22 protein-coding genes are annotated in these 24,110 nt (G+C 69.8%); 17 read left to right on the forward strand and 5 right to left on the reverse strand.

What is annotated here, in order from left to right; translation table 11 throughout:
* Positions 1-93 precede the first annotated feature (93 nt).
* The 7 genes from RSA25_RS12215 to recO all read left to right on the forward strand — a co-directional run bounded on the left by RSA25_RS12215 (position 94) and on the right by recO (position 7,161).
* Positions 94-1,620, forward strand: coding sequence for a DegQ family serine endoprotease (locus RSA25_RS12215; RefSeq protein ID WP_332809133.1), 1,527 nt, complete (start codon positions 94-96; stop codon positions 1,618-1,620).
* Positions 1,621-1,788: 168 nt separating this feature from the next.
* Positions 1,789-3,579: a translation elongation factor 4 gene (gene lepA / locus RSA25_RS12220; RefSeq protein ID WP_332809153.1), complete on the forward strand. Its 1,791-nt coding sequence runs from the start codon at positions 1,789-1,791 to the stop codon at positions 3,577-3,579.
* 54 nt (positions 3,580-3,633) lie between these two features.
* A complete protein-coding gene (gene lepB / locus RSA25_RS12225; RefSeq protein ID WP_332809134.1) occupies positions 3,634-4,428 on the forward strand; it encodes a signal peptidase I in 795 nt (264 codons plus the stop codon).
* A gap of 32 nt (positions 4,429-4,460) precedes the next feature.
* Positions 4,461-4,844 (forward strand): DUF4845 domain-containing protein, encoded by a 384-nt coding sequence (locus RSA25_RS12230; protein ID WP_332809135.1) that lies wholly within the window; start codon positions 4,461-4,463, stop codon positions 4,842-4,844.
* Complete coding sequence (gene rnc, locus RSA25_RS12235) at positions 4,834-5,514, forward strand: ribonuclease III (RefSeq protein WP_332809136.1); 681 nt, start codon at positions 4,834-4,836, stop codon at positions 5,512-5,514. Before RSA25_RS12230 ends, rnc begins: the two co-directional genes overlap by 11 nt.
* On the forward strand, positions 5,511-6,407 hold the full coding sequence (gene era / locus RSA25_RS12240) for a GTPase Era (protein ID WP_332809137.1): 897 nt from the start codon (positions 5,511-5,513) through the stop codon (positions 6,405-6,407). The genes rnc and era overlap by 4 nt, the downstream gene beginning before the upstream one ends.
* Positions 6,408-6,438: 31 nt before the next feature.
* Entirely contained in the window at positions 6,439-7,161 is a 723-nt protein-coding gene (gene recO, locus RSA25_RS12245) for a DNA repair protein RecO (RefSeq protein ID WP_332809138.1), read from the forward strand.
* 43 nt (positions 7,162-7,204) lie between these two features.
* On the opposite strand, the gene RSA25_RS12250 is transcribed toward recO, so the two are convergent.
* On the reverse strand, positions 7,205-7,930 hold the full coding sequence (locus tag RSA25_RS12250; RefSeq protein ID WP_332809139.1) for a response regulator: 726 nt from the start codon (positions 7,928-7,930) through the stop codon (positions 7,205-7,207).
* A gap of 139 nt (positions 7,931-8,069) precedes the next feature.
* On the opposite strand from RSA25_RS12250, the gene rlmD reads away from it, so the two are divergent.
* The 9 genes from rlmD to RSA25_RS12295 all read left to right on the forward strand — a co-directional run bounded on the left by rlmD (position 8,070) and on the right by RSA25_RS12295 (position 16,241).
* Positions 8,070-9,404: a 23S rRNA (uracil(1939)-C(5))-methyltransferase RlmD gene (rlmD, locus tag RSA25_RS12255; protein WP_332809140.1), complete on the forward strand. Its 1,335-nt coding sequence runs from the start codon at positions 8,070-8,072 to the stop codon at positions 9,402-9,404.
* A gap of 776 nt (positions 9,405-10,180) precedes the next feature.
* A complete protein-coding gene (locus tag RSA25_RS12260; RefSeq protein WP_332809141.1) occupies positions 10,181-10,687 on the forward strand; it encodes a CYTH domain-containing protein in 507 nt (168 codons plus the stop codon).
* Positions 10,688-10,750: 63 nt separating this feature from the next.
* Complete coding sequence (locus RSA25_RS12265) at positions 10,751-11,437, forward strand: DsbA family oxidoreductase (RefSeq protein WP_332809142.1); 687 nt, start codon at positions 10,751-10,753, stop codon at positions 11,435-11,437.
* A 97-nt stretch (positions 11,438-11,534) separates the two neighbouring features.
* The gene (nagZ, locus tag RSA25_RS12270) at positions 11,535-12,542 is read left to right on the forward strand and encodes a beta-N-acetylhexosaminidase (RefSeq protein ID WP_332809143.1); all 1,008 of its coding nucleotides are present in this window, start codon (positions 11,535-11,537) and stop codon (positions 12,540-12,542) included.
* Positions 12,542-13,096, forward strand: a complete 555-nt coding sequence (locus RSA25_RS12275; protein WP_332809144.1) for a hypoxanthine-guanine phosphoribosyltransferase — start codon at positions 12,542-12,544, stop codon at positions 13,094-13,096. Before nagZ ends, RSA25_RS12275 begins: the two co-directional genes overlap by 1 nt.
* A complete protein-coding gene (locus RSA25_RS12280) occupies positions 13,096-13,842 on the forward strand; it encodes an S-methyl-5'-thioinosine phosphorylase (protein ID WP_332809145.1) in 747 nt (248 codons plus the stop codon). Before RSA25_RS12275 ends, RSA25_RS12280 begins: the two co-directional genes overlap by 1 nt.
* A gap of 88 nt (positions 13,843-13,930) precedes the next feature.
* Positions 13,931-14,140 (forward strand): cold-shock protein, encoded by a 210-nt coding sequence (locus RSA25_RS12285; RefSeq protein WP_259206060.1) that lies wholly within the window; start codon positions 13,931-13,933, stop codon positions 14,138-14,140.
* 326 nt (positions 14,141-14,466) lie between these two features.
* A complete protein-coding gene (locus RSA25_RS12290) occupies positions 14,467-15,714 on the forward strand; it encodes an NAD(P)/FAD-dependent oxidoreductase (protein ID WP_332809146.1) in 1,248 nt (415 codons plus the stop codon).
* Between the two features lie 257 nt (positions 15,715-15,971).
* The gene (locus RSA25_RS12295; protein ID WP_332809147.1) at positions 15,972-16,241 is read left to right on the forward strand and encodes a hypothetical protein; all 270 of its coding nucleotides are present in this window, start codon (positions 15,972-15,974) and stop codon (positions 16,239-16,241) included.
* 1 nt (position 16,242) lies between these two features.
* On the opposite strand, the gene pdeM is transcribed toward RSA25_RS12295, so the two are convergent.
* The 4 genes from pdeM to RSA25_RS12315 are packed head-to-tail and all read right to left on the reverse strand — an operon-like array spanning position 16,243 to position 21,947.
* Positions 16,243-16,893 (reverse strand): ligase-associated DNA damage response endonuclease PdeM, encoded by a 651-nt coding sequence (gene pdeM / locus RSA25_RS12300; RefSeq protein WP_332809148.1) that lies wholly within the window; start codon positions 16,891-16,893, stop codon positions 16,243-16,245.
* On the reverse strand, positions 16,883-19,345 hold the full coding sequence (locus RSA25_RS12305; protein ID WP_332809149.1) for a ligase-associated DNA damage response DEXH box helicase: 2,463 nt from the start codon (positions 19,343-19,345) through the stop codon (positions 16,883-16,885). The genes pdeM and RSA25_RS12305 overlap by 11 nt, the downstream gene beginning before the upstream one ends.
* Entirely contained in the window at positions 19,342-20,946 is a 1,605-nt protein-coding gene (locus RSA25_RS12310) for an ATP-dependent DNA ligase (RefSeq protein ID WP_332809150.1), read from the reverse strand. Before RSA25_RS12310 ends, RSA25_RS12305 begins: the two co-directional genes overlap by 4 nt.
* On the reverse strand, positions 20,943-21,947 hold the full coding sequence (locus RSA25_RS12315; protein ID WP_332809151.1) for a ligase-associated DNA damage response exonuclease: 1,005 nt from the start codon (positions 21,945-21,947) through the stop codon (positions 20,943-20,945). Before RSA25_RS12315 ends, RSA25_RS12310 begins: the two co-directional genes overlap by 4 nt.
* A gap of 113 nt (positions 21,948-22,060) precedes the next feature.
* Here RSA25_RS12315 and RSA25_RS12320 point away from each other — a divergent pair, with 113 nt between their 5' ends.
* The gene (locus RSA25_RS12320; RefSeq protein ID WP_332809152.1) at positions 22,061-23,692 is read left to right on the forward strand and encodes an isovaleryl-CoA dehydrogenase; all 1,632 of its coding nucleotides are present in this window, start codon (positions 22,061-22,063) and stop codon (positions 23,690-23,692) included.
* Positions 23,693-24,110: the final 418 nt, after the last annotated feature.

Genomic DNA, 24,110 nt, shown 5'->3' on the forward strand with positions numbered 1-24,110 from the left:
TCCCGGGCCGACCCCCACCCCCCGGCCGGGCCCGCCCCCCCCCCCCCCACGGCCCTGCTTTCCCCCACGTCCCGAACCGGAGGCTGACGTCCGATGACTCCCCGCATGCGTAGCCAGGCCCTGACCCTGCTGGCCCTGACCCTGCCCTTGATGGCCTGCGCCCAGGCGCCGGCTCCCGCCGCCCCCGCGGCGCCCGCGCCGGCCGCCGCGCCGCGCGCGCCCGCACCGCAGCTGGTCAGCGGCCTGCCCGACTTCACCAACCTGGTCGAACAGGTCGGCCCCGGCGTGGTCAACGTTGAAACCACCATCACGCGCAGCAACCGCCAGGCCCGCGGCATGGGCCCCGGCGGCGATGACGAGATGCCCGAGTTCTTCCGCCGCTTCTTCGGCCCCGATTTCCAGATGCCGGGGCAGAGCCCCGGTGGCCGGGACGACGGTCCGCGCATCCAGGGCCGCGGCATGGGCTCGGGCTTCATCATCTCCGCCGACGGCTACGTGCTCACCAACTACCACGTGGTCGCCGATGCCAGCGAGGTCAAGGTCAAGCTGGGCGACCGCCGCGAGTTCACCGCCAAGGTGATCGGCAGCGACCAGCAGTACGACGTGGCCCTGCTCAAGATCGACGCCAAGGGCCTGCCGACCGTGCGCGTGGGCGATTCCAACACGCTCAAGCCCGGCCAGTGGGTGGTGGCGATCGGCTCGCCGTTCGGCCTGGACCACTCCGTCACCGCCGGCGTGGTCAGTGCGGTGGGGCGCAGCACCGGCGGTCCGGATCAGCGCTACGTGCCGTTCATCCAGACCGACGTGGCCATCAACCAGGGCAATTCCGGCGGGCCGCTGCTCAATACCCGGGGCGAAGTGGTCGGCATCAACTCGCAGATCTTCTCCGCCTCCGGCGGCTACATGGGCATCAGCTTCGCCATTCCGATCGACCTGGCAATGGGCGCGGTCGAGCAGATCAAGAAGAGTGGCAAGGTGACCCGCGCCCAGCTTGGCGCGGCGGTTGGGCCGATCGATGGCCTCAAGGCCCAGGGCCTGGGCCTGTCCGACAGCCGGGGCGCGCTGGTCAATGAAGTGGTGGCGGGCAGTGCGGCCTTGAAGGCCGGCATCGAGCCGGGCGACGTGATCCGCTCGGTCAATGGCAGCCCGATCAACAGCTTCAGCGACCTGCCGCCGATGATCGGCGCGATGCCGCCGGGCAGCAAGGTGCGCCTGGGCGTGGTCCGCGACGGCAAGGAGCGCGAGATCAGCGCCACCCTGACCGCGCTGGCCGAGGACGACGCGCGCGGCCCGGCGGCGCCGACGGCTGACGCCGCCACCCCCCAGGCCGGTTCCAACGCCTTGCTGGGCCTGGAAGTGGCCGACCTCACCGCGCCCCAGCGCAAGCAGCTGGGCCTGGGTGCCGGTGAAGGTGTGCGGGTGACCCGGGTGAACAACGCCTCGGCCCGCGAGGCCGGCCTGGCCCCGGGCATGGTCATCCTGCAGGTCGTGCGCACCCCGGTCGGCAGCGTGGTCGCCCTGGACAAGGCGCTGGCCGGCTTCAAGAAAGGCGATGTGGTCATGCTGCTGGTTCGTGCCAACGGCAACAGTGCCTTCGTGGCGGTCAAGGCCGGGCAGTAAGCCCCGCCAGGCCTGCGTTTCCGGGCCCGCTTCGGCGGGCCCGGTCGTTTTCGGGCCGGTGATCACCCCAATCGCAGCCCGGGCCACGCGGGAGCGGGCCGGCCATGCGATAATCCGCAGTCATCCTGACGACGCGACGCGCCGCCGCCACCTATGTCTTCTGATTCGATGCGGAACATCCGCAACTTCTCCATCATCGCCCACGTCGACCATGGCAAGTCCACGCTGGCCGACCGCATCATCCAGCTTTGCGGCGGCCTGCAGGCCCGCGAGATGGAGGCGCAGGTGCTCGACTCCAACCCGATCGAGCGCGAGCGTGGCATCACCATCAAGGCCCAGTCGGTCTCGCTGCCCTATGTGGCCAAGGACGGGCAGACCTACCACCTGAACTTCATCGACACCCCCGGGCACGTGGACTTCTCCTATGAAGTCAGCCGCTCGCTGGCCGCCTGCGAAGGCGCGCTGCTGGTGGTCGATGCCGCCCAGGGCGTGGAAGCGCAGTCGGTGGCCAACTGCTACACCGCGGTGGAGCAGGGCCTGGAAGTGGTGCCGGTGATCAACAAGATCGACCTGCCCACCGCCGACATCGAGCGCGCCAAGGCCGAGATCGAGGCCGTGATCGGCATCGACGCCACCGACGCGGTGCCGGTCAGCGCCAAGACCGGCCTGAACGTGGTGGACGTGCTGGAGGCGATCGTGCATCGCATCCCGCCGCCGGTGCCGCGCGATACCGACAAGCTGCAGGCGCTGATCATCGACTCCTGGTTCGACAACTACCTCGGCGTGGTCTCGCTGGTGCGCGTGATGCAGGGCCAGATCAAGGCCGGCGACAAGCTGCAGGTGATGTCCACCGGCCGTACCCACCAGGTCGACAACGTCGGCGTGTTCACGCCGAAGCGGAAAGTGCTGCCGGCGCTGCGGGCCGGTGAAGTGGGCTGGGTCACGGCCAGCATCAAGGACGTGCATGGCGCGCCGGTCGGCGACACCCTTACCCTGGCTGCCGACCCGGCGCCCAAGCCGCTGCCCGGCTTCCAGGAGATGCAGCCGCGCGTGTTCGCCGGCCTGTTCCCGGTGGATGCCGAAGACTACCCGGACCTGCGCGAAGCGCTGGACAAGCTGCGCCTGAACGATGCCGCGCTGCGCTTCGAGCCGGAAAGCTCCGAGGCGATGGGCTTCGGCTTCCGCTGCGGCTTCCTGGGCATGCTGCACATGGAAATCGTGCAGGAGCGCCTGGAGCGCGAGTACAACCTGGACCTGATCAGCACCGCGCCGACGGTGGTCTATGAAGTGCTCAAGACCGACGGCACCGTGATCAACATGGACAATCCGGCCAAGCTGCCGCCGATCAACCATGTGGACGAAATCCGCGAGCCGATCATCCGCGCCAACGTGCTCACCCCCGAGGAGTACATCGGCAGCATCATCAAGCTCTGCGAAGAAAAGCGCGGCAGCCAGCTCGGCATCAACTACCTCGGCAGCCAGGTGCAGATCAGCTACGAGCTGCCGATGGCCGAGGTGGTGCTGGACTTCTTCGACAAGCTCAAGTCGGTCAGCCGTGGCTATGCCTCGCTGGACTACCACTTCGTGCGTTTCGATGCCGGTCCGTTCGTGCGCGTGGACGTGCTGATCAACGGCGACAAGGTCGATGCGCTGTCGCTGATCGTGCACCGCAGCCACGCCGACCGCCGCGGCCGCGAGCTGTGCGAGAAGATGAAGGAGCTGATCCCGCGCCAGCAGTTCGACGTGGCCATCCAGGCCGCCGTCGGCTCGCAGATCATCTCCCGCACCACGGTCAAGGCCATGCGCAAGAACGTGCTGGCCAAGTGCTATGGTGGCGACGTTTCGCGCAAGAAGAAGCTGTTGGAGAAGCAGAAGGAAGGCAAGAAGCGCATGAAGCAGGTCGGCCGCGTGGAGATCCCGCAGGAAGCCTTCCTGGCCGTGCTGCAGATGGACAAGTAAGGCCGGGCGCCGGGCTGGCATCCGCACCGCTGCAACCGTTCCCAAGGACACTGCATGAAATTGTTTGAGATCCTCCTGGTCGTACTGACGCTGGGCTCGGGCCTGGTCCTGCTGGCCGACCGGCTGTACTTCGCCAAGCGTCGCGCCGCACGCGCCGGCCTGCTCGATTCCGAGCCGGTGCTGGTGGACTACGCGCGCGCGTTCTTCCCGGTGCTGGCCATCGTGCTGGTGGTGCGCAGCTTCATCGCCGAGCCGTACAAGATCCCGTCCAGCTCGATGATGCCCAACCTGCTGATCGGCGATTTCATCCTGGTCAACAAGTTCTCCTACGGCCTGCGCCTGCCGTTGAACAACGCCAAGATCGTGCCGCTGGGCGAGCCCAAGCGCGGCGACGTGGTGGTGTTCCACTTCCCCGGCCATGCCGACAACGACCCGGCCAAGGGCGAGAACTTCATCAAGCGCGTGATCGGCGTGCCGGGCGATGAAATCGTCTTCCAGGGCAATGGCCTGATCCTCAACGGCCAGCCGTTGAAGTACGACAACAAGGGCCTGTACGCCGGCCACCTGGGCCAGGGCGAGGGCAGCCAGCTGCTGGTGGAGCACCTGCCGGGCCGCACCCATACCGTGCTGGAGACCGAGTACGCCCGCGGCGAAGGCCAGTGGACCGTGCCGGCCGGCAAGTACCTGGTGATGGGCGACAATCGCGACAACAGCGATGATGGCCGCTTCTGGGGGCTGTTGCCGGAAGAGAACCTCCGGGGCAAGGCCTTCCTGATCTGGCTGAACTGCTCGGGCTGGTTCTGCAAGGACGGCTTCGAACCGTCCCGGATCGGCACGGGTATCAATTGATCCATGGCAAAGGCGTATCTGGGGAGATCGCAATGAAGACGATGAACACGCAGCGTGGCATGACCCTGACCTCGTTCCTGGTGGTGCTGATCGTGGTCGGTTTTGGCCTGTACGTGGGGATGAAGCTGTTCCCGATGTACCAGGAGTATTACGCGGTGCGCTCGGCGCTCAAGGGCCTGGCCAAGGAGCCGGGCGTGGGCAAGATGGAACCGGCCCGTGTGCAGGACATGTTCTTCAAGCGGCTGAACATCAGCTATTCCGAGAGCGTCAAGCCGTCCGACGTGAAGTTCGATCGCATCGACGGTGGCTGGGACATGCAGGTCAGCTACGAGGTCCGCCGCGAACTGATCGGCAACCTGGACGTGGTGGGCAAGTTTGATACAAACCAGGAACTGACCGTCAACGGTGTCGAATAAGACTTTCCAACGTGGTGACCGCATCGGTCACGCCTTCAGCGATCCGGGCCTGCTCCAGCAGGCCCTGACGCATCGCAGCGCCGGCACGCCCAACAACGAGCGGCTGGAATTCCTGGGCGACAGCATCGTCAACATGATGGTGGCCCAGGCGCTGTACCAGCGCTGGCCCAAGGCCGACGAGGGCGCGCTGACCCGCGCCCGCGCCGAACTGGTCCGTGAAGGCGCGCTGGCGGTGATTGCCCGCACCCTGGAACTGGGCGATCGGCTGACCCTGGGGCCCGGCGAGATGAAGACCGGCGGCCATCGCCGCGACTCCATCCTGGCCGACGCGCTGGAGGCGGTGGTGGCCGCGATCTACCTCGATGCCGGCTTCGAGGCCTGCCGGGCGGTGGTCCTGCCCTGGTTCGGCCCCTCGATGGAGGCGCTGCCGGCCACCGGCAAGCCCGAGAAAGACCCCAAGACCCGCCTGCAGGAATGGCTGCAGGCCCGACAGAGGACGCTGCCGCTGTATGAGCTGTTGTCAGAGTCGGGTGATGACCATGCCAAGACCTTCCGGGTACGCTGCGGCGTAGCCGATCCCGCTGTCAGCACCGAAGGCGAAGGTGCCTCGCGACGGCTGGCCGAACAACAGGCGGCTGCGGCCGCCCTCGAGCAACTGGATTCCAAGTGAGCGAAGCAACCTCCCATCATTGCGGCAGCGTGGCGGTCATCGGCCGTCCCAACGTCGGCAAATCCACCCTGACCAACGCCCTGGTGGGCGCCAAGGTCAGCATCGTGTCCAATCGCCCGCAGACCACGCGGCACCGGCTGCTGGGCATTGCCAGCTTCCCGGAAGGGCAGCTGGTGCTGGTGGATACCCCCGGGCTGCACCGGGTGCAGAAGCGGGCCATGAACCGGGTCATGAACCGCGCCGCGCGCGGCTCGCTGGAAGGCGTGGACGCGGGCATGCTGGTGATCGAGGCCGGCCGCTGGGACGAGGAAGACACCCTGGCCTTCAACGTGCTCAGCGACGCCGGCATCCCGGTGGTGCTGGTGGTCAACAAGGTCGACCGCCTGAAGGAAAAGGCCGCGCTGCTGCCGTTCCTGCAGCAGGTGACCGAAGGCCGCACGTTTGCCGCCGTGCATCCCATTTCCGCGCAGAAGCGCAACGGCCTGGAAGCGCTGGTGCGCGACCTGCTGGCGCTGCTGCCCGAAGCCCCGCCGATGTTCGGCGAGGATGAGATCACCGACCGCAGCCAGCGCTTCCTGGCCGGCGAGCTGGTGCGCGAGCAGCTGATGCGCCAGCTCGGCGAAGAGCTGCCGTACGCCACCACGGTGGAGATCGAGCGGTTCGTCGAAGACGGCAACCTGCTGCGCATCGGCGCGGTGATCTGGGTCGAGCGCGAAGGCCAGAAGGCGATCGTGATCGGCAAGGGCGGTACCCGCCTGAAGGACATCGGTGCCAAGTCGCGCATGCAGATGGAGCGGCTGTTCGGCGCCAAGGTCTTCCTGGAGACCTGGGTACGCGTGCGTGAGGGCTGGTCGGATGACGAAGCCGCGCTGAAGGCCTTCGGTTACGAGTAAGCCGGTGCCTGCGGCGACCGGCGGCTGAGCCATGCGCATCGACGACGAGCCGGCGTTCGTGCTGCATGCCCGCCCCTGGCGGGAGACCAGCCTGCTGGTGGAGGTGCTGACCGAGCAGCATGGCCGCCTGGGGCTGCTCGCCCGCGGGTTGAGCAGCCCGCGCAGCCAGGCCCTGCGGGCGGCCCTGCAACCGCTGCAATGGATCCGCTTCAGTGCCGTCCAGCGCGGTGAACTGGCCCAGCTGCGCGGCGCCGAGGCGCTGGATGCCGCGCCCCGGCTGACCGGGGAGGCCATGCTCGCCGGCTTCTACATCAATGAACTGCTGATGCGGCTGGCGCCCCGCCAGGACCCGCTGCCCGAGCTGTACGACCACTATGGCCAGGTCCGGCAACGGCTGGGCGAGGGCCAGCCGTTGGCGTGGACCCTGCGCCGCTTCGAACGCGACCTGCTGGACGCGCTGGGGTTCGGTTTCGACCTGGCCCATGGCAGCGATGGCGAGCCGATCGACCCGGCCGCCCGCTATGCGCTGGACCCGCAGGAAGGCCCCTGCCGCCTGCTCAGCGAGCGCGGCGCCGATCCGCGCCGGGGCACCGCCACCGGCAGTGCGCTGCTGGCGCTGGCCGACGACCGCCAACCCGATCCGGACGACCTGGCCAGCCTGCGCCGCGGCATGCGCGCGGTGCTGCTGCACCACCTGGGCGGGCGCGGGCTGAAATCCTGGGAAATGCTGGAAGACCTGGCCCGACGCCGCTAGCCCGGTCCGGTCGCGCCGACCGGTGGTCGGCGCCGCTCACCCCTCAATGCAGCAGGGCATCCACCGCCGCGCGGAACTGGGTATGGGCGCCGCTGGACTGCGGGGCCTGGTGCAGCTGGCGCACGGCACGGGCCAGGCGCGCGGCGCCGACGAAGCCGCAACTGGCCTGCAGCCGGTGCAGTTGCCCGTGCAGGGCACGCACGTCGTCCTGCAGCAGCGCCTGGGCGACCGCATCGCGCACCCCCGGCAGCTCGGCCAGGAACAGTTCGCGCAGGGCAATGAGATGGTGGCGCTGGCCATTCAGCGCGGCCAGGGCGGTGATTTCGTCCCAGTCCTCGCGCTCGCCCTCGGCACTGCCGCCCAGCGCCGAGGACGCGCTGCCGGGGCTGTTGACCAGCGCCCGCCGGACCGCCTTGAGCAGTTGTTCACCGCTGAGCGGCTTGACCAGGGTCTCGCTGAAGCCGGCATCGCGCAGGCGCGCGTGGATGCTGGTATCGCCGTCGGCGGTATGCGCCAGCGCCGGGGTGTCCGGCCGCGAACGGCGCAGTTGCTGCAGCAGCTGGGTGCCATTGCCGTCGGGCAGGTTCACATCGATCAGCCACAGGTCGTGCTGGCCGCTGCGGGCGCGGTCCATGGCCGAGGCCAGCGAGTCGGCGGTATCCACTTCGGCCGGCAGGGTTTCCAGCGCGGCCTTGAAAAAGCCGCGACTGATGGTGTCGTCCTCGACCAGCAGGAATCGGGGCACAGGGTCCCGGGGGGTCATCTGCATTTGGGGCTGCCTCCATGTCAGCGATACGCCATATTAAACATGCAAACGCCCGCTGCAAGCGGTTCCAGTGGCGGTGGCGGCAGGGCGGGGCGCGTATCTGCGACAATACGCACCCTTTTTGCCCGCAGCCTGTTGCCACGTGGCCCGATCCCGCTCCCGCCTCGACCGTACCCCCTTCCAGACCGACATCCTCGACCTCAGCCACGATGGCCGTGGCGTGGCCCGCCGTGACGGCGAGGGTGGCAAGGTCACCTTCATCACCGGCGCGCTGCCGGGCGAAGTGGTGACCGCCGAACCGACCGCCCGCAACCGCCATTTCGACGAGGCGCGCACCCTGGAGGTGCTGCAGCCCTCGCCGCAGCGGGTCACCCCCAGGTGCCCGCACTTCGGCGTCTGCGCCGGCTGCGTGCTGCAGCACCTGGAGGAGTCGCAGCAGATCGTGGCCAAGCAGCGGGTGCTGATGGACAACCTGACCCGCATCGGCCACGTCAGCCCCGGCACGGTGCTGCCGCCGCTGGTCGGCGACAGCTGGGGCTACCGCCGCAAGGGCCGGTTCTCGGTGCGCCGGGTCGAAAAGAAGGACAAGACCCTGGTCGGCTTCCGCGAGCAGGACCCGCGCTTCGTGGCCGACCTGGCCCAGTGCCTGACCGTGATCCCGGAGATCGGGACCAAGGTCGGTGCCATGGCCACCTTCATCGAGACCCTGGACGGCAAGCGCGACATCCCCCAGATCGAGTTCATCGCCGGTGACGAGGCGGTCATGCTGACCATCCGCCACATGCAGCCGCTGAGCGAGGCCGACCGCGCCGCCTGGACCGCCTTCGGGCAGGAGCATGGCTTTGCCATCTCGCTGCAGCCGGGCGGGGTGGAGTCGGTGCAGCCGCTGTGGCCGGCCGAGGTGCCGCTGTCGTTCAAGCTGGCCCCGTGGGACGTGGAGCTGGCCTTCCGCCCGCTGGACTTCATCCAGGTCAATGCCTCGCTCAACGTGAAGATGATCGCGCTGGCCCTGGAGCTGCTCGATGCCGGTGCGGACGAGCGCGTGCTGGACCTGTTCTGCGGGCTGGGCAATTTCACCCTGCCGCTGGCGCGCACCGTGCGTGACGTGGTGGGCGTGGAAGGCGATGCCGGCCTGGTGGCCCGGGCCCGGGAGAACGCCGAGCGCAACGGGCTGGCCAATGCCCAGTTCTTCGCGGCCGACCTCACCCAGGACCAGCGCAATGCCCCGTGGATGCGCCAGGGCTTCGACAAGCTGCTGCTGGACCCGCCGCGCTCGGGCGCGATCGAAGTACTGCAGCAGCTGCCGCTCAAGCAGTTCAAGCGCATCGTCTATGTGAGCTGCCACCCCGGTTCGCTGGCCCGCGATGCCGGTTACCTGGTCAACGAGCAGGGCTTCACCCTGGTCAGCGCCGGGGCGATGGACATGTTCCCGCATACCGCGCACGTGGAAAGCATCGCGGTCTTCGAGAAGCGCTGACCCCGGCGGCCGCCCGCGACGGGCGGCCCCGGGTGCCGGGCGCGCCCGTCGGTGAGGCGCCGCGGTGGGCCCCGCGCCCGCCCCCCCCGTGAACGCCATGGTCTCCTGGCCGCGTTCGCCACCGACCGTGGCGTCCACCTGGCATTCGATCACCGGCGCCTCGTCGCCCACCGCACATCCGGTGACGCTGAACACGGCGGCCTCGCGCGCCGCCGCCAGCATCGCGGTGCGGCCCTGCCGGTCGGGCGCGCGCGCCGCGCGGGCGGCGATCAACTGCTGCAACAGCACCTGGACGCGCGCCTGCGGCGGCACCGGCACGGCCAGCTGGCGTGAATCCATCCCTAGTGCCCACTGCGCCTGTTCCGGGCGGAACCGCAGCAGGCGGTGCACCGCTTCGGCGCCGGCCTGGGCGGTGGCGATGCAGTCCACGCTGCCGGCCACCGCGTCGGCGGCGGGCAGGCAACCGGACAGGGCCTGCAACCGCGGCCGGAACGCCTCGGCCACCAGGCGGCTACTGTCGCTGGCCGGGCGCTCGGCAATGGCCGCATCGAACAGGCGGTCCATCGCCTGCTGGGCCTGGGCCAGGCTCGGGCCCGGGGGCGCGGCAGCCATGGCCAACGGCGCCGACAGCAGCGTGAGCGCGGGCAGGGCAACGCGGCGCAGTCGGCGCGCGCAGGCAATCATCATGGCAACAGCTCGGGTGCGGGGGCGGGCAGTGTAGGCGCACCGACCCATCCTCGATAGGCAGCACCGCGCGCGCCGGCCATACTGCGCGCATGGGCATTGAAATCGAACGCAAATACCTCGTCACCGGCGATGGCTGGCGAGCCGCCGCGCATGCGGTGATCCCGATGGCGCAGGGCTACATCAACGACACCGCCGCGCTGGACAGCGGCGCGCAGAAGGCCTCGGTGCGCGTGCGCATCCAGGGCGGGCAGGCCTTCCTCAACCTCAAGTCGCGGCAGATCGGCCATACCCGGCAGGAGTTCGACTACCCCATCCCGGTGGAGGAGGCGCGCGCGCTGCTGGCGCTGTGCGTGGGGGGCCTGATCGACAAGCGCCGGCACCTGGTCCGGCATGGCGGGCTGCTCTGGGAAGTGGACGAGTTCCTCGGCGACAACGCCGGACTGGTGGTGGCCGAGGTGGAGCTGGAGCACGCCGACCAGCCGATCGTGCTGCCGGACTGGGCCGGCGCCGAAGTGACCGACCAGGTCCGCTATTACAACCTGGCCCTGGCCGCGCACCCGTATGCACGCTGGTCGGCCGCTGAACGCGGTCCGTAGCTGCCCACCGTGGGGGGGGGCGCGTCGCTTGTTTTGGCGGCCCGCCGCCCATAGGCATGGCTCATGAAAATCGATATCTGGTCCGACGTGGTCTGCCCCTGGTGCTGGATCGGCAAGCATCGCTTCGAGCAGGGCCTGGCCCTGCTGGGCGATGCGGCCCCGGCGCTGGAGGTGAACTGGCACCCGTTCCTGCTCGACCCCGAGGCAGGCACCACGCCCATACCGCTGCGCGAGGCCTACGCGGCCAAGTTCGGCAGCGCCGAGCGCACCGCGCAGATCCTGGCCCAGACCCAGGCCACCGCACGCGCCGAAGGCCTGCCGATGGATTTCGAGCAGGGCCAGGTGCGCGTCACCACGCTGCCGGCGCACCGGCTGATGTGGCTGGCCGGGCGTGAAGGGGTGCAGGCGGCGGTGGGCGAGGCGCTGTTCCGGGCTCATTTCGTGCACGGCCGCGACCTGGCCCAGGCGCAGACGCTGATCGACGCCGCGGCCGCTGGCGGCATCACCGCCGAACAGGTGACCGCGCTGCTGGCCGGCGATGAGGGGCTGGCGGAGATCCAGGCCCGGCTTGCCCAGGCCCAGGCCATGGGGATCCAGTCGGTGCCCACCTTCGTGATCAACGACCGCTACGCCATCCAGGGTGCCCAGCCGCCGGAGGCGTTCGCCCAGGCCCTGCGCGAGATCGCCGCCGAATCGGCCGGGCCGGCCGCCGCCGGTGGCGAGCACTGCGGCGTGGACGGCTGCCCCTGACCACCACGGCCACGCCCGGCGGGCGTGGCCTACCGCGCGCGGGTTCTGCGACAATGCGGCGGTGCGCCATCACCGCGCCCCGTATTGGAGATCGACCATGCTCGTGATCGGCGTTGCCGGGACCGAACTCACCGCCCAGGAACGCGATTGGCTGCAGCACGACGCCGTGGCCGGCGTGATCCTGTTCAAGCGCAACTTCGCCTCGCGCCAGCAGGTGGCCGAGCTGTCGGCCGCGATCCGCGCCGCCGCGCCGCGCCCGCAGCTGATCTGCGTGGACCAGGAAGGCGGCCGCGTGCAGCGTTTCCGCGAAGGCTACAGCGCGTTGCCGCCGCTGCAGGGCTTCGATGCGCTCTACCGGCAGGACCGCGACGCCGCCCTGGCCCTGGCCGAACAGCACGCCTGGCTGATGGCCAGCGAAGTGCGCGCCAGCGGCGTGGACCTCAGCTTTGCCCCGGTGGTGGACCTGGGCCGTGGCAACCTGGCCATCGGCGATCGCGCCTTCAGCGCCGATCCGCAGGTGGTGGCCGCCTTCACCGCCGCCTATGTGCGCGGCATGCACAGCGTCGGCATGGCCGCCACGCTCAAGCATTTCCCCGGCCACGGCACGGTCCGTGAAGACACCCATTTCAACGATGCCGCCGACCCGCGCCCGCTGGCCGAACTGCGTGCGCTGGACCTGGTCCCGTTCGAGGCCGGCATCCGCGCCGGTGCCGATGCGGTGATGATGGCCCACGTGGTCTACCCGCAGGTGGCGCCCGAGCCGGCCGGCTACTCGCCGCGCTGGATCCAGCAGATCCTGCGCGGGGAGATGGGCTTCAAGGGCGTGGTGTTCTCCGATGACATCGGCATGGCCGCCTCGTTCTCCGCCGGTGGCGTGAAGGCGCGCGTGGATGCGCACCTGGACGCCGGCTGCGACGTGGTGCTGGTCTGCCACCCGGAGCTGGTCGACGAATCGCTGCGCGCGGTGGAGCCGCGCACCCTCGATACCGCTGCGCTGCTGGGCCTGATCGGCCGCGGCGCGCTTGGCTGGGACGGCCTGCTGGCCGACGCCCGGCATGGCGACACCCAATCCCGTTTGCTTGACACCCTTGGAAGAACCGTCTGATGCCCAACCTCACCATTTCCCAGGCCCTGGCCCAGGCCGACCTGCTGGTCGACCGTCCCACCATCGACAAGGCCATCGGCACCATCGCCGACGCCATCGCCAGCGACTACAAGGGCGAGGTGCCGCTGTTCCTGTCGATCATGCACGGCGCGCTGCCGTTCGCCGGCCAGCTCGCGCTGGAGCTGGGCGCCCGCGGCCAGGACGTGCAGTTCGATTACCTGCACGCCACCCGCTACCGCGGTGAAACCACCGGCGGCGACCTGGTCTGGAAGCACAAGCCGGCCACCGCGCTGTTCGGCCGCCGCGTGCTGCTGGTCGATGACATCCTCGATGAGGGCTACACGCTGCAGGGCGTGCGCACCTGGTGCCTGGAGCAGGGCGCCACCGACGTGCGCATCGCCGCGCTGACGGTCAAGCAGCACGACCGCGCGCTGCCGGACGTGAAGGCCGACTACGCCGGCATCGAACTGCCGGACCGCTACGTGTTCGGCTTCGGCATGGACGTCAACGAAACCCTGCGCTGCGTGCCGGCCATCTACGCGATGAAGGAATGATGGAACACATTGCACTGGCCGTCATCGGCGGCACCGGCGTGTACAAGCTGGCCCAGCTGGACGATGTGAGCAGCCACCAGGTGGACACGCGCTACGGCACCCCGTCCGGCCCGATCCGGGTCGGCACGCTGCTCGGCCAGCGCGTGGCCTTCCTGGCGCGCCATGGCGAAGGCCATTCGCTGCCGCCGCACAAGATCAATTACCGCGCCAATCTTGCGGCACTGCAGCAGATCGGTGCCACGCGCGTGCTGGCGCTCAACACGGTCGGTGGCATCACCGAGCACTTCGGCCCGCGCGTGCTGGCCTGCCCGGACCAGCTGATCGACTACACCTGGGGCCGCATCTCCACGCTGAGTGAAGAGCCCGGCAGCGAGGTGCTGCACGTGGACTTCGGCCATCCCTACACGCCGCTGCTGCGCAGCAAGGTGCTGGCCGCGGCAAAGGTCACCGGCGTGCGCCTGCACGATGGCGGCTGCTACGGCGCCACGCAGGGCCCCCGGCTGGAAACCAATGCGGAAATCGCGCGGATGCGCCGCGATGGCTGCGACCTGGTCGGCATGACCGGCATGCCCGAAGCCAGCCTGGCGCGTGAGCTGGGGCTGGATTACGCGTGCCTGGCGATCGTGGCCAACTGGGCCGCCGGCTGTGGCGATGGCGATGAGATCACGATGGCCGAGGTACTGGCCAACGTGGACGCGGCATCGGCCGGATTGCCGGAACTGGTCGGCGAATTGGCGCGGGGGTGATTGTCATTGCGGAGCAAGCTTTGCATACTCCGCCAGTGCGCTGGTTGAGCGTACACCACCCATTCATTGAAGAAGGTCTCGCATCACCATGCCGAACGGTACCGTCAAGTGGTTCAACGACGCCAAGGGATTTGGCTTTATTTCGCCGGAGGACGGCAGCGCCGACGTCTTCGCGCACTTCTCCGCGATCAACTCAAAGGGCTTCCGCAGTCTGCAGGAAGGCCAGCGTGTCACGTATGACGTGACCCAGGGCCCGAAGGGCGCCCAAGCCTCGAACATCGTGCCGGCGGCGGAGTAATCCTTCGCGCTGCGCATTGAAAACCCCGCTTCGGCGGGGTTTTTTTTGGTTTTTCGCCGGTCCGGCGCGGCGACGCCCTGCAAAGGCATGCGAGCGCGTTGGTCGCGTTGTTGATCTCCTGGCGGCCACCGGCCAACTGTCGGGGGTGGGGGTGTGCGGGTTCGCGGGACCGTCGTGCGCCATGGATGGCGCACGTCGAGCTTACAGGGACGTACTTGCAGCGTGTCCCGCGAACCCGCACACCCCCACCCCGCGCGATAACGCCGGCACTCGCAGCGCTTCATGCGCCGCGACAACTGTGATCGCTTTCACGAATAGGAACTTTCATGTCATCACCGCGCACCATCGCCATCGTCGGCTACGGCACTGCAGGCCAGGCACTGGCCGTGTTGCTTTCACGCGACAATCACACCGTGCACGTCTTCGAGCGCGCTGCCGCGCCCGGCCCGGTGGGCGCTGGCTTCCTGCTCCAGCCCAGTGGCCTGGACGTGCTCTGGCAGATGGACCTGCTGCCGCAGGTGCTTGCGCATGGTGCGCCGGTGCGTCGCCTGTATGGCGACACGCCGTGCGGGCGTACCGTCATGGAAATGGGCTATGCCAGTCTCGATCCGCGCCTGCACGGCATCGGCATGCAGCGCGGTGCGCTGTTCTCGTTGCTTGCCCAGGCATGGCCGCAGCCGCAACAGCTGCACGCCGATACCTGCATCGTCGATGTCGATGCCGAACAGGGCCGCCTGCGTGACGCCCAGGGCCGTTGGCATGGCCCATACGACCTGGTGATCGCCGCCGACGGGTCCGCGTCCACGCTGCGCACGCATGTGCAGGGCACGCGCCTGGATCGCGAGTATCCCTGGGGCGCGTTGTGGTGCCTGCTGCCGTGCGAGGACTGGGCGTATCCGGACCAGCTGCGCCAGCGCTACGTGGCCGCGCGCAAGATGATCGGCCTGCTGCCGGTGGGCACGCGCCCCGGCGATGCGGTGCCGCGACTGAGTTTCTTCTGGAGCCTGCCGCGCGACCAGTTCGCCCGCTGGGAATCGGACGGGCTGGCGCGTTGGCGCGATGAGATCGCCACGTTGTGGCCGCAGGCGCACGCGCGCCTGGACAGCATCACCGTCGGCACCCAGCTTGCGCGCGCGGGCTATCGCGATGCGGTGATGGCGCGCTGGAGCCGCGAACGGCTGGTGCTGGCCGGTGACGCCGCGCACGCGATGAGCCCGCAGCTGGGGCAGGGCGTGAACATGGCGCTGATGGACGCGCTGGCCCTGCGCGATGCATTGCGCGCGCATCCGCAGCGCGATGCCGCCTTGCAGGCGTATGCGGCGCAACGGCGCGCCCACGTGGCCATCTATCACTTCTGGAGCCGCTGGCTCACCCCGTTGTTCCAGTCCGATCGTGATACCGCCGCTCGCGCCCGCGACCTGCTGCTCAAGCCCTTGGGCGACCTGCCCGGTGGGCGTGGCCACATGCTGCGCGTGCTCAGCGGCACCCAGCGCGGCTGGCTGGGCAAGCTCGGCTTGTCGCCGGGGTTCATCGATGCGATGGCCGCGCACGGCGAGGCGAACACGCGCGCATGATCCTCCGCGGGAGTTCTTTGGCGCGCAGGTGAAGACGCAATTAACGTGCATTGACGGTGGACTCACCGCCGATCTGCGACAAGGGTGGGGCAGACGCCGCCGCGTGTGCTCCTGTGGCCACTGCCGCGCACACCGCGCCTGGTTGGCCGACGCCACCCTTCTGGATGCCCGGAGCCACACCTTGCCGCCGCAGGGCGGTGCGTTGTGTCTGCGCCCCTGGTTCGTGATGGACCGATCGCACCCCGAAGGAGATCGACATGCTGTTCCCGGCCGAAGCCCTGGATGCTGAAATCTGCAAATTGCGCGGACTCCTGCAGATGCTGCACGAGGACCAGCCCGATGTGATGGACGATGTATTCGAATTCCACGTCACCAGCCTCATCACCCACGCCGCCATCGAGGAGCACCCGCGCATCCGTGCCGCGGCCCGCGCGATGATGGCCGACATCCGGTCCCAACCGGTGCGGCCCCGGCCGCAGCGCCCCGACATCCAGCTGATGCCCGACGTGCTGGCCCCGGCGATGTGAATCAACCGGCGCGCGGCGGCAGGGCGATGGCGTGGTCTTCCACGCAGGCCACCAACTGCTCGCCGCGGCCCAGCACCGGGGCGATGCCTGCGGTGAAACGCGACCACGCCGGCAACACGCTCAGGCCCTGGCGCAGCCAGAACGCCGGCCAACGCCGTTGCATGCCCGGCAGGTGGGCAAGCGGATGGATGTGGCCGCACAACACGTGCAGCGTGGGGTGTGGCTGCGGGTCATGCCGCAGCAGGAACGGCCCCAGCGCCAGCCGCTCGCCGAGCAGTTCGATGCCCAGGTCCGCCTTGGGCAACGCGCGGTCATGGTTGCCGGCCAATGCGCCGATGCGCACGTTCGCATGCTGCTCGCGCCAGCCCTGCCACTGGCGATACCACGCCGCGCGATGGGCGGCGCCGTGCAGGACATCACCAAGGATGTAGAGCGTGTCCACCGGCTGCTGGCCGAGCAGGGCCGACAGGCGTTGCAGGTCATCGCCGGTGCCGCCACTGGGCAGCCCGATCCCGGCACGACGGAACACGTCGGCCTTGCCCAGGTGCAGGTCGGCGATCAACAACGCGCGCTGCGCCGGCCAGTACAACGCGCGGGCGCCGAGCAGCTGCACCGGCTCGCCGGCGATGTGCATCGTCAGCTCAGGCGCCATGGCGGGCCTCCAGTTGCTGGGCCGCGCGCTGCACCCGGGTTTTCCAGTCTTCGTTGCTGAGTTGGCCGCGCAGGCGCTCGGCCCACAACGGGAAGGACAATGGCCCCAGGCTGGCCGGTGCCTGCAGGCACAGCGTGCGTGCCTGGCATCGCTGCAGCGTGGCGGCCAGGCTGGGCAGGTCCAGCTGCGCGTGCAGCACTTCGCGCTCGGCCAGCGCCAGCAGCAGGTGGTCGGGGTCGTGCTGGCGCAGCACGTCGTACAGCAGGCCGCTGGAGGCCTGCAGCTGGCGCAGGCTGCGTGGCGTGCGGCCCGGCAATGCGGGAATCAGCAGGCCGGACACGCGTGCGATGTCGCGGAACTGGCGCCGCGCCAGTTCGGCCAGGTTGAGGCTGTCGCGCAGGTCCTCGAACAGATTGTCCGGTTGCAGCAACGCCTGCACGCCCGGCCCGTCCAGCGCCACCGCGCGCGCCGGCGCCAGCACGAAGCCGTAGTCGTTGGCCGCATAGCCGATGGTGTTGGCCTGCAGGCGGGTCAGGCGCATCGCCATCAGCGCGGCCACGCCTTCATTCACCTGGCGCCCGGCGAAGGGATACACGAACACGAACTGGCCCTCGCGACGACGCACCACTTCCACCAGCAGCCGCGAGGGTGAGGGCAAGGCGGACAGGCGCGACTGCAGCGCGAGCAGGGGCGCCAGCCAGCGCATCTCCGGCGAGGGCGAGGGCGCGTCGAACACCGCTTCCATTTCCTGCGCCAGTGCGTCCGACAGCGGCAGGCGGCCGCCTTGCCAGCGCGGCACCAGGCCATCGCCGCCCTTGGCCAGGCGCACGTAGGCGGTGAGGTTTTCCAGCCGCACCAGTTCCAGCAGGCGCCCGGCAAACTGGAAACGGTCGCCGGGACGCAGGCGACCCACGAACTGTTCCTCCACCGCGCCCAGCCGCCCGCCGCGCAGGAACTGCACCACCGCGCTGCCATCGCTGGTGATGGTGCCGATGGAGAGCCGATGACGCAGCGCCACGCGCCGGTCGTGCACGCGGTACACGCCGTCGGCATCGCGCACGACCTTGTGGAAGTCCGGGTACTGCGCCAACGCGCGGCCGCCCTGCACGATGAAATCGAGCACGCCCTGCCAGTGCGCCGTGTCCAGGCCGGCAAAGGCGTGCGTGCGCCGCACCTGCGCCAACAGCGCATCGGGATGGAAGCCACCGCCCAGCGCGCAGCTCACGCAATGCTGGGCCAGCACGTCCAGCGACAGGGTGGGGGGCGGTCGCGCCTCGATCACCCCGCTGGCCAGCGCGCGGCGCGCGGCCGCGTATTCCACCAGTTCCAGCGCATGCGAAGGCACGCACACGATGTGGCCGGACTGGCCCGGTTGGTGGCGCGCGCGGCCGGCGCGCTGCACCAGCCGGGCGATGCCCTTGGGGCTGCCGATCTGCAGCACCTGGTCCACCGCCGGGAAATCCACGCCCAGGTCCAGGCTGGAGGTGGCCACCACGCAGCGCAGCCGGCCTTCGCGCAGGCCCTGTTCGGTCTCCCGGCGCAGCGCCGGGTCCAGCGAGCCGTGGTGCAGGGCCAGCGTGGCCGGATCTTCCGGCCATACCGCCGACAACGCCTGGTGCCACAGTTCGGCGTGCGCGCGGGTGTTGGTGAACAGCAGGCTGGTGCCCACCGTCAGCAGCTTTTCCAGCACCCGCTGCAACTGCGACAGGCCCAGGTGGCCGGCCCAGGGGAAGCGCTCGCCCTGCGCCGGCAGCAACGTCTCCACGCTGACCGGGCGCGGTCGCGCACCGGCCACCAGCGGCGCGTCGGGCCGATCGGGCAGCAGCACTTCGCGCGCCTGGTCCAGGTTGCCCAACGTCGCCGACAGGCCCCACAGCTGCAACGCGGGCAGCGCATCGCGCAGGCGGCGCAGGTTCAACTGCAGCAGCACGCCACGCTTGTTGCCCAGCAGCTCGTGCCACTCGTCCACCACCACGCAGCGCAGCTGGCGCATCGTCGCCAGGCCATCGGGATAGCTCAGCAGCAGGGCCAGGGACTCAGGCGTGGTCACCAGCACGTCGACCCGGCCCTCGCGCGCCAGGCGCTTGTCGCGCGTGCTGGCATCGCCGGTGCGCAGGCCCACCTGCCAATCCAGGCCGAGGCCGGCCAGTGGCTCGCGCAACGCGCGCGCGGTGTCGTTGGCCAGCGCCCGCAACGGGGTGATCCACAAAACCTGCAGTGCCGGTACGCGTTTGCGTGCGCGCCCGGCAACAGGCGGCAGCGGATCGGCCAGCGCCTGCAGCAACGGGCCGCCGAACATCGCCAGGGTCTTGCCGCTGCCGGTGGGCGTGTGCAGCAGGCCGGACGCGCCGCCCAGGTAGTGCCGCCACATCGTCTTCTGGAACGGCAGGGGCGCCCAGCCACGGCTGTCGAACCAGGCCACCAGCCGCGCCATCGCCTCCCGTCGCGTCACCGCGCCAGCGCCTGCAGCTGTGCGAGCGTGTCCGCTTCACGCGCCGGTTTGTCCTGGCGCCAGCGCAGGATGCGCGGAAAGCGCACCGCGATCCCGGATTTATGCCGGCTGCTGCGGTTGACCGCTTCAAAACCCAACTCGAACACCTGCTCGCCGCGCACGCTGCGCACCGGGCCGAAGCGCTCCACGGTGTTGGCGCGGATCCAGCGGTCCAGTGCCAGGATCTCCTTGTCGTCCAGGCCCGAATACGCCTTGGCCACCGGCACCAGGGCCTCGCCGTCCCACACGCCGAAGGTGTAGTCGGTGTACAGCGTGCTGCGCCGGCCGTGGCCGGCCTGGGCGTAGATCATCACCGCATCGATGGTGAGCGGATCGATCTTCCACTTCCACCAGTCACCGCGTCGCCGACCGGCCTGGTAGGGCGAGTCGTGGCGCTTGAGCATCAGCCCCTCCACGCCGCGTTCGCGCGCCTGCGTGCGCAGCACGGCCGCGGCGGCCCAGTCCGGGGCGTGCACCGGCGGTGACAGCGTGATGCGCGGGTCGTCCAGCGTGGCCAGCAGGTCCGCCAGCCGCGCGCGGCGCTGGTGCAGGGGCTGGCTGCGCAGGTCCTCGCCATCGGCCTCCAGCAGGTCGTAGGCGAGCACCCGCACCGGCGTGTCGCGCAGGGTGCGCGCGCCGGGCTTGCGGCGCTGGATGCGGGTCTGCAGCGCCGTGAACGGCAGGGGCTGGTCCTCGCCGCCGCGCCAGGCCAGCAGCTCGCCGTCGATCACGCATCCGTCAGGCAGTGCCATCGCCGCCGTCTCGATTTCCGGGAAGCGGCCATCCAGGCGTTCTTCGCCGCGCGACCACAGCGCCACCTCGCCCTTGCGCCGCAGCAGCTGCAGCCGGATGCCATCCCACTTCCACTCCAGCGTCCAGTCCTCGATGGGCCCGAGGCTGTCGGCCGCCACCTCCAGCGGCGAGGCGAGGAAGAACGGGTACGGCTGCTGCCGATCCTCCGGGCGCTCCTCCGGTGACAACAGGCTGGCCATCAGCCCCGGCGAGGGCACCCACTCGCCCAGCATGCGCTGGGCGATACGCGCGATGTCCATGCCTGACAGCTCGGCCAGGGCCTGCTGCACCACGCGCTGTGACACGCCCACGCGCAGGGCGCCGGTCAGCAGCTTGTTGAACACCAGCCGCTCGCTGGCGGGTAGTTGCCGCCAGCCGGCCACCACCGCCGCGCGGCGCACCGCTTCGTCCTGGTTGGCCACCGCCAGCAGGTGGGCTTCGATCCACTCGGCCAGCGGCCGGTCGGCGCCGCGCGCGGGCGGGTCATCCAGCAGCAGGGTCAGGGTTTCGGCCAGATCGCCCACCTGGTCGTAGCTGTCGTTGACCAGCCAGGCCGGCAGCCCGGATTCCTCGCTGATCCACGCGCGCAGCTCGCCACTGGCGGCGATCTTGCGGCGCGCGCCACCGACCTTGCCGCCGCTGAGCAGGTACAGCGCCCACGCGGCATCGTGCGGCCGTGCGTGGCGGAAATAGGCGACCAGCGCCGCCCGCTTGTCCAGCGTGGCGGTGCTGCGGTCCAGCTGCTGGTAAAGCGCGGCGAACGTCTTCATTCCTCGATCCCGAAATCGGTGCGGAACGCCTCGGCGGCCACCCCGCGTTCGCGCAGGAACGGGATCAGCGCATCGGTGTTGCCGTGGGTGGCGATGACGCGGCGCGCCCCGGTCTGTTCGATGGTCTGCAGCAGTGCGGGCCAGTCGGCATGGTCGGAGACCACGAAGCCGCGGTCGTAGTTGCGCCGGCGCCGGTTGCCGCGCAGCTGCATCCAACCCGAGGCGAAGCCCAGCTGGTGCTTGCCGAAGCGGCGCAGCCACGGCGTGCCTGCCGCCGATGGTGGCGCCAGGATCAGCGTGCCGGCGGCATCGGGTTGGCGGCCCTGTTCGGCCACGGTGTGGGTGTCGAGCATGGCGATGCCGGCCTGTCGATAGACCGCCACGCCATTGGCGATCGCCCCATGCAGCCATGCCGGCTGGTCATCCAGCGGCAGCAGTTCGGCCAGCACCCGCTGCGCCTTGCCCAGTGCATAGCAGAGCAGGATGGCCGCCTCGCCGCGCGCGGCGCATTCGCGACGCCAGGCCACGATCTCGGCGGCGACCTCGGTGGTGTCCTGCCAGCGGTAGATCGGCAGCGCGAAGGTGGCCTCGGTGATGAACACATCGCACGGCACCACCTCGAACGGGGCACAGGTGGGGTCGGGCTGGCGCTTGTAATCGCCCGAGGCGACCCAGACCTGCTCGCCGTCATCGATGCGCACCTGCGCCGACCCCAGCACGTGCCCGGCCGAGTGCAGCGATACCTCCACCCCGCCCAGGCGGAACGGCCGGCCGTAGTCGTGGGCCTCCAGTGCGACATCGCCCAGCCGCCAGCGCAGGATCGGCACGCTGGCCGTGCTGCAGTAGTACTGGCCCATGCCGCCGCGGGCGTGGTCGCCGTGGCCATGGGTGATCACCGCGCGCGGCACCGGCTTCCATGGGTCGATGTGGAAGTCGCCGGCGGGGCAGTACAGGCCTTCCGGGCGCAGGACCACCAGGTCTTGTCGGGCAGGGGTTGGCATCATGCCCTGCACTGTGCCGCCGCGCTCGTGCAGGAGGTGAGAATCCACCTGAACGGCGGGGCCGGCGTCGATGCGGCAGAATCGGGGCAACCCCGGGCCAGGAAGCCGCCGCGATGACCGTCCCCCCTGTTGCACTGGAAACGCACGAGGTCTTCAACCAGCCACCGCCGTTCACCGGCCGCAACCTGTGGGCCGACGATGTCGCGCTGGTGGCGGCGGTGCAGCGCGAGGGCGGGGACGCATTCAGCGCACGGCTGGCGCTGTACGGGGCACTGGCGGGCGAGGGGTTGTACGCGCTGGGCTTCGAGGCCAACCGTGATCGCCCGCGTCTGCGCACGCACGATGCGCAGGGGCACCGCATCGACACGGTGGAGTTCCATCCGGCCTACCATCGGCTGATGGAGGCGGCCAAGACCCATGGCGTGGCCGGGCTGTCCTGGTATGACGGCAGCCCGGGTGCGCACGTGGCGCGCGCGGCGCTGAGCTACCTGCACCACCAGGCCGAGGCCGGCACCAGTTGCCCGCTGACGATGACGCATGCGGCGGTGGCGGTGCTGCGCCAGCACCCGGCGTTTGCCGAATGGAGCGAAAAAGCGGCCGCGCCGCATTACGACCCGCGCGATGTGCCGATCGCCGACAAGCATGGCATCACCCTGGGCATGGGGATGACCGAAAAACAGGGCGGCTCGGACGTGCGTGCCAACACCACGCGCGCAGAACCGCAGGCCGATGGCAGCTACCGGCTTGTGGGGCACAAGTGGTTCTTCTCCGCGCCGATGTCCGATGGCTTCCTGGTGCTGGCGCAGGCGCCGGGCGGCTTGAGCTGCTTCCTGATGCCGCGCCGGCTGGACGATGGCAATCGCAACGCGTTCCGGTTGATGCGGCTGAAGGACAAGCTGGGCGACTGGTCCAACGCATCCAGCGAAGTGGAATTGTGCGGGGCGTGGGCGAGCCGGGTGGGCGAGGAGGGTCGGGGGGTATCGACGATCATCGGAATGGTGATGATGACGCGCCTGGACTGCATGCTGGGCGCGGCGGCGGAGATGCGCATGGCGCTGGCGCAGGCGGTGCACCACACGCGTCACCGGCACAGTTTCGGCAGGCGGCTGTGCGATCACCCGCTGATGGCCAACGTGCTGGCGGACCTGGCGATCGAGTCGGAGGCGGCGACCACGCTGGCGATGCGGGTGGCGCGCGCGGTGGATCTGGCCGGCCGCGATGCGGACGAGGCGGCGTTTGCGCGGATTGCCACGGCCGTCGGCAAGTACTGGGTCTGCAAGCGCGCGGCGGTGTTCGTGAACGAGGCGCAGGAGTGCCTGGGCGGTGCGGGGTACGTGGAAGAATCGATGCTGCCGCGCCTATATCGACAGGCACCGCTGAACTCGATCTGGGAAGGCAGCGGCAACATCCAGTGCCTGGATGTGTTGCGGGCGCTGTCACGCGAAGCGCAGGTGCTGCCGGTGCTGGAGGCCGAGCTGGCGGCGGTGGCGGGGCGCGATGGGATCTACGACGCGGCGGTGCAGGCGCTGCACGCGGTGCTGGCGTCGACGCCGTCGGAGGCGCAGGCGCGTCGGGTGACCGAGCAGGTGGCGCTGTTGCTGCAGGCGGCGGCCCTGCTGCGCGCGGACAGCCCGAATGCGCGCGCTTTCATCCGTTCGCGGTTGGGCGGCGAGCATGCGATGGCCTTCGGCACGCTGCCGGACGACCTGGATTTCGCGGCCGTACTGGCACGCGCGCTGCCGTGAGGCGGGCCGCCCTCCACCGTTGGCCAGTGCGCAACGAAAGACCGAAGCGGTAGTGCCGGCCGCTGGCCGGCATCCCACAGCCCCCATTGTTCCCAACGAACACCGACCAGCCGCCAGTGCCGCGGCCGTTGGTCTCCTGACGGCTACCGACCCACTCCGCGCGACCAAACCGGCACTCGCAACGCGCCATGCGCGGCAAGGAAGGAACCCCGCAAGCGAGCGAAAAAAGACGCCCCTTCGCCCATCTGCGGGGTTATGTCGTCGCGGCGTATGAAGCCTTGCGAGTGCCGGCCCCACCCCCGATAGTTGGCCGGTGGCCGCCAGAAGATCAACAGCCGCCGCACTGGCCGTTGGTCGGTGGTCGTTGAGCGCAACGGTGGCTGTGGGAAGCCGGCCAGCGGCCGGCACTACCGGCTTT

Source organism: Stenotrophomonas sp. (genome assembly GCF_036662295.1).
Lineage (GTDB): Bacteria > Pseudomonadota > Gammaproteobacteria > Xanthomonadales > Xanthomonadaceae > Stenotrophomonas.